Raw genomic sequence first — 5,456 nt, 5'->3', positions numbered from 1 at the left:
ATTCAAGCTATAAAAGAGTAATTAATTATAAATGGGAAATAAAAGAAGAAGATAAAGGACTTTTACTAAAAAATCTAAATAAAAGTTTAGGTAAAAATTATGAAAATTTAAAGGCTTACCTATATGAAAATATAGCTACTAAAATAAGTGATAAATATGAAAGTTATTTTGAAAATATTGATATAACAAATGATGAAATGTTAAAGGCAACAGATGTAGCTATGTATTTAGTAGAATATATGTTACTTAAAAAATGTAATTATGAAATAGACTTGCCAAAAGACTTAAATATTGATAGTATAAAAGATATAAAAATATTTTCAAAAATGGGAAGTTTAGTAACAGATATTTCAAGAGATGTATTAAAAGAATTATTTATACAAGTTAAGTTAATTGAAAAAGAAAAACAACGTAAAGGAGAGCTACAAAATGGACGAGAAATTGAAAGAAGCAATGAAGAAAGCCTTAGCAGAGGGCAGAACGATGACAGAAACAACACCGACAGGTTGGGAAATAGAATACTTCGAGGACGAGGAAACTGGACTATGGTATCCGATGTTCGCACTAGAGGAGGAAGTGGAAGTCGAGCCGAGCCAAGTGCCTTATGGAATGATGTGGAAAGAGTATCTATTGGAGAACAAACGCCACGAGATAACAACACTAGTGATGACAGGAGAACTGAACAAGAGAATGTTAGAGATACAGGAAATGGCAGAGAATTACAAGGAGAAAATGATACAAGAGTTGTTGGAGAAACAGCCAATGCCACCGTCAGACAAGACACTAGAGAGAGCGAACCACCTAACACAGATACACCAAATGGCAGAAGAAATGACAATCAAGGATATAATAGAGAAAGTGGTATAAATGATATAGAAGAAACACAAGAGCCTAATAAAGATTTAGGCTCTTTTTCTATTGAAGAAAATATTAATCAAGAAATATCATCTTCTATTGAACAAAATGAAGATTTAGAAGAAAAAATTAATAATGATATTATAGATTATATTAATTCTTATGTAGGTAAAGAAATAGACTTTGAAAATAATAAATATTTGATTTATAGAGTTAATGAAATTTTTAATGAAGTATCTTTAACTCTTGCAAATAGTAATTATCCAATATTTAGAGTTGAAAGTTTAGAAGCTATATACAATGCTTTAAAAAGTCAAGTTGAAGAAAAAACTAAAGAAAATAATATTCTTGAAAATGAGATAAAAATAGAAAATTATGATGAAATAGAAGAAATATTTGAAAGTCAGTATTATGATAATGAAATAGATGAAAATTTTGAAATTGAAGAAACTAAGCCTTATGAAAATTATGTTTATAGCGAAGAACATAACCTTTATGACGGTGGTATAAAAACAAGAGCTAAGAAAAATATTGAAATAATAAAACTTTTAAAAGAATTAGAGCAAGAAAACAGGCAAGCAACAAAAGAAGAACAAATAATACTTGCTGGTTACAATGGTTTTGGTGGGCTTGCCAATGTTTTAACCCCTAATAAAAGTGGTTTTGAAGAAGAATACAAAGAATTTAAAGAACTTTTAACAGAAGATGAGTTTAAATCGGCTAGTAAATCTACAACAACTGCTTTTTATACAGAACAAAAAATAATAAAAGCTATGTATAAAGCTCTTGAAAATTTTGGTTTTGAACAAGGAAGAATATTAGACCCTAGTATGGGAACAGGTAATTTTTATTCTGTTTTACCAACTAAAATGCAAAATTCTAACCTTTTTGGAATAGAGCTAGATAGCTTAACAGGAAGAATAGCAAGGCAACTTTATCCAAGTGCAACTATTGAAATAAATGGTTTTGAAGAAACAAGGTATCCAAATGAGTTTTTTGATGTTGCTATATCTAACATACCTTTTAACAACTTGCAAATAAATGACTATGAATATAATAAACATAACTTTAAAATACACGATTATTTTATAGCAAAAATGATAGATAAAGTAAGAGCTAATGGAATTATTGCTTTTATTACAACAAAAGGCACACTTGATAAAATGGACACTAGTGTAAGAAGGTATATAAATCAAAGAGCAGAACTTATAGGAGCAATAAGGCTACCTAATACGGCTTTTAAGCAAGTAGCAAATACAAGTGTAACATCGGATATTATATTTTTGCAAAAAAGAGAAACACAATTATTAGAAATTGAAAATAATGCAAGTTGGCTAAATGTTTCTAAAAATGAAAATGGAATACCTATAAATAACTATTTTATAGAAAATCCTAAAATGATTTTGGGTGAAATGATATTTGATGCCAGTATGTATGGCGATGAAAAATTAACGGCTTGTAAGCCTTTTGAAAACTCTAACCTTGATGAACTTTTAAATAAAGCAATAGAAAATTTACATTGTAATTATGAGCCTTATGAGTTTTTAGAAGATAATAATATAAATTATTTTAAAAATGAAAATCTCAAAGAAAGTAACAATATTAGAAATTTTGCTTATGGAATTATAGATGATGAAATTTATTATAAAGAAAATAATGAATTAATAAAACAAGAAATAGGCTCTAAAGATATTGATAGATTAAAAGGCTTAATAAATGTAAACTTAGCTTTAAGAGAAATTATAGATTTTCAAACAGTAGAAGAAGTTTATAAAAATTATTCTATTAAAGATTATAATACTGAATTAAAAAATCGTATAGAGAACTTAAATTTTGTATACGATGATTTCATACTAAAATATGGATATATAAACCAAAAAGATAATATAAAACTTTTTAATAAAGATATAGGAAGTCCTTTGTTATTATCTATTGAAAAGGAAATAAAAGGCACAAATAAGTTTGAAAAAACAGATATATTTTTTAAACCTACAATAAAAATAAACAAAACACCAACTATTGAAAATGCAGAAGATAGCTTAAAAGTTTGCCTTAACGATTTAGGGCGAGTTGATATTGAATATATGGAACAGTTATATAAAAAGCCTAAAGATGAAATTGTAAAAGAACTAGGCAATAAAATTTTTCAAGAACCAACACTTTATGATGAGCAAAATATTTATCGTGGTTATGTAACGGCAGATGAATATTTAACAGGCTATGTTAAAGAAAAATTAGCTATTGCAAGAGAAAAAGCAAAAGATTTACCACAGTTTGAAAGAAATGTAAAAGCACTTGAAGAAGTACAACCAGTACCTTTAAAATCTAGTGAAATAGGCTTTACTTTAGGCTCAACTTGGATACCTACTGAAATTTACAAAGATTTTGTTGACGAAATTTTAGAACTTACAAATTCTCAAAAACAGTATGTAAATATAAAATATTCTGAATATGTAAATGAATACTATATTGAAAATAAAAATGCTTTAAGGGGTATAAAAATTGATGAAACTTATGGTACAAAAAGAATGAATGCCTTAAATATACTTGAAAATACACTAAATTTAAAGGCAGTTAAAGTTTCCGATAAAGAAGAATACAGAGATTTAATAACAGGTGAAATTAAAGAAAGATATGTTTTAAATGTTAAAGAAACTATTCTTGCAAAGGCAAAACAAGAAGAAATAAAGGTTGCTTTTTCAAATTTTATATATAAAGATGAAAAAAGGCTTGATTATTTAACTAACATTTACAATGAAAAATTTAATAATTATGTAACTAGAAATTATGACGGAAGTAACCTTGAACTTCCAAATATGTCAAGGGATATAACACTTAGAGATTATCAAAAAAATGTAATAGCAAGAGCAATTTATTCTAATTCAAATGTGCTTATTGCACACGAAGTTGGGGCTGGTAAAACATTTAGTGCAATAGCATCAGTTTATGAACAAAAAAGGCTTGGAATACTTAAAAAGCCTTTAATTGTTGTGCCTAACCATTTAACAAAACAATGGGGAAAAGAGTTTTTAAGGCTTTATCCAAATGCAAATATTTTAGTTGCAGAAAAAGAAGATTTTAAAAAGGAAAATAGGCAAAAATTTATATCTAAAATAGCAACAAATGATTTTGATGCAGTAATTATGTCCCACTCAAGTTTTGAAAAAATCAATATTTCAAAAGAAACAAGGCTTAAACAAATAGAAGATGAAATAGATGAGATTACAAAAGGCATTGATGAAATGACAAATTTAAGAGTTGGCAGAAATGACTGGAATTTAAAAAGACTTGAAATAACAAGAAACAACCTAAACACTAAATATGAAAAACTATATAATGAAAAAGTTAAAGATGATTTTATTAGCTTTGAGCAACTGGGAGTTGATGGACTTGTTATAGATGAAAGCCACAGATATAAAAACAACTATGTTTATACAAAAATGCAAAGAGTAGCTGGGATAAATACTTCTTCTAGCAATAGAGCAATGGACGTACATTTAAAGGCAAGGTACATAAGTGATTTGAATAATGGCAAAGGAGTAATATATTTAACAGGAACACCGATAACAAACTCAATAAGTGAACTTTATGTGTTGCAAAATACTTTACAACCCTATGATTTAGCTAAAAGAAATATAAATAAATTTGATAGCTGGGTATCTACTTTTGGAATTGTAGAAGAAACTGACGAAATAAAGCCTGAAGGTACAGGATACCAAAAGAAAATGAGATTATCAAAATTTCATAACTTGCCAGAACTTATGAAAATGTTTAATAATATAGCAGATGTTAAAACAGCAGAAACGCTAAATTTACCACGCCCAGAGCTAAAAACAGGAAATATACAGGTAATAAAAGCAGAGCTTACAGAAGAACAAAAAATACTTATAGATAAACTTGTTTTTAGAGCAGAACGTATAAGAAGTGGAGAAGTTAGTGCAGAAGAAGATAACTTTTTAAAGATAACTCAAGAAGCAAAGTTGTTGGCAATAGACCCACGAATTTTAGATAAATATATAGGCTATAATCCAAATACAAAACTTAATCTTTGTGCTAGAAAAGTTGCAGAAATTTATCACGATACAAAAGAAAATAGGCTTACACAATTAGTTTTTTGTGATAGTGGAACACCAAAGGCAAATGAATTTAATTTTTATGATGCTATTAAAGTTGAACTTATGGAAAATGGTGTTTTAGAGGAAGAAATTGCATTTATACATAGTGCGAATACTGATGGGAAAAAGGAAAAACTATTTGAAAAGCTTAGAACTGGCGAAATAAGAGTACTTATAGGAAGTACAGAAAAAATGGGAGTTGGTACAAATGTACAAGATAAGCTATATGCTTTGCATAATACTGATGTGCCTTGGCGTCCAGACCAACTAACCCAACGAAACGGAAGAATTTTAAGACAAGGCAATGAAAATACACAAATAGAAATATTTAATTACATTACAGAAGGTTCATTTGACAGTTATTTATATCAAATTTTAGAAAACAAACAAAAGTTTATTTCACAAGTAATGACAGAAAAATCACCTCTTAGAAGTTGTGATGATATAGACGAAGTTGTGCTTAACTATGCAGAAATAAAAGGGCTT

General features: G+C 27.9%; 2 protein-coding genes. Both read left to right on the top strand.

Going from position 1 to position 5,456, the window contains the following annotated elements; genetic code table 11:
* Positions 1-429 precede the first annotated feature (429 nt).
* Positions 430-867 (top strand): TnpV protein, encoded by a 438-nt coding sequence (locus R5Z65_RS10280; RefSeq protein WP_369124039.1) that lies wholly within the window; start codon positions 430-432, stop codon positions 865-867.
* Between the two features lie 761 nt (positions 868-1,628).
* Positions 1,629-5,456, top strand: a 3,828-nt coding sequence (locus tag R5Z65_RS09380) for an SNF2-related protein (RefSeq protein WP_369124040.1), incomplete at its 3' end; no start/stop codon positions are given.

The organism is uncultured Tyzzerella sp. (assembly GCF_963558545.1).
GTDB lineage: Bacteria > Bacillota > Clostridia > Lachnospirales > CAG-274 > Tyzzerella.
This window is presented reverse-complemented; position numbering and strand designations above follow the sequence as displayed.

Bases quoted from the DNA above. Each gene is read 5' to 3' on its own strand.
- R5Z65_RS10280 (WP_369124039.1), top strand. From the start codon at position 430: ATGGACGAGAAATTGAAAGAAGCAATGAAGAAAGCCTTAGCAGAGGGC.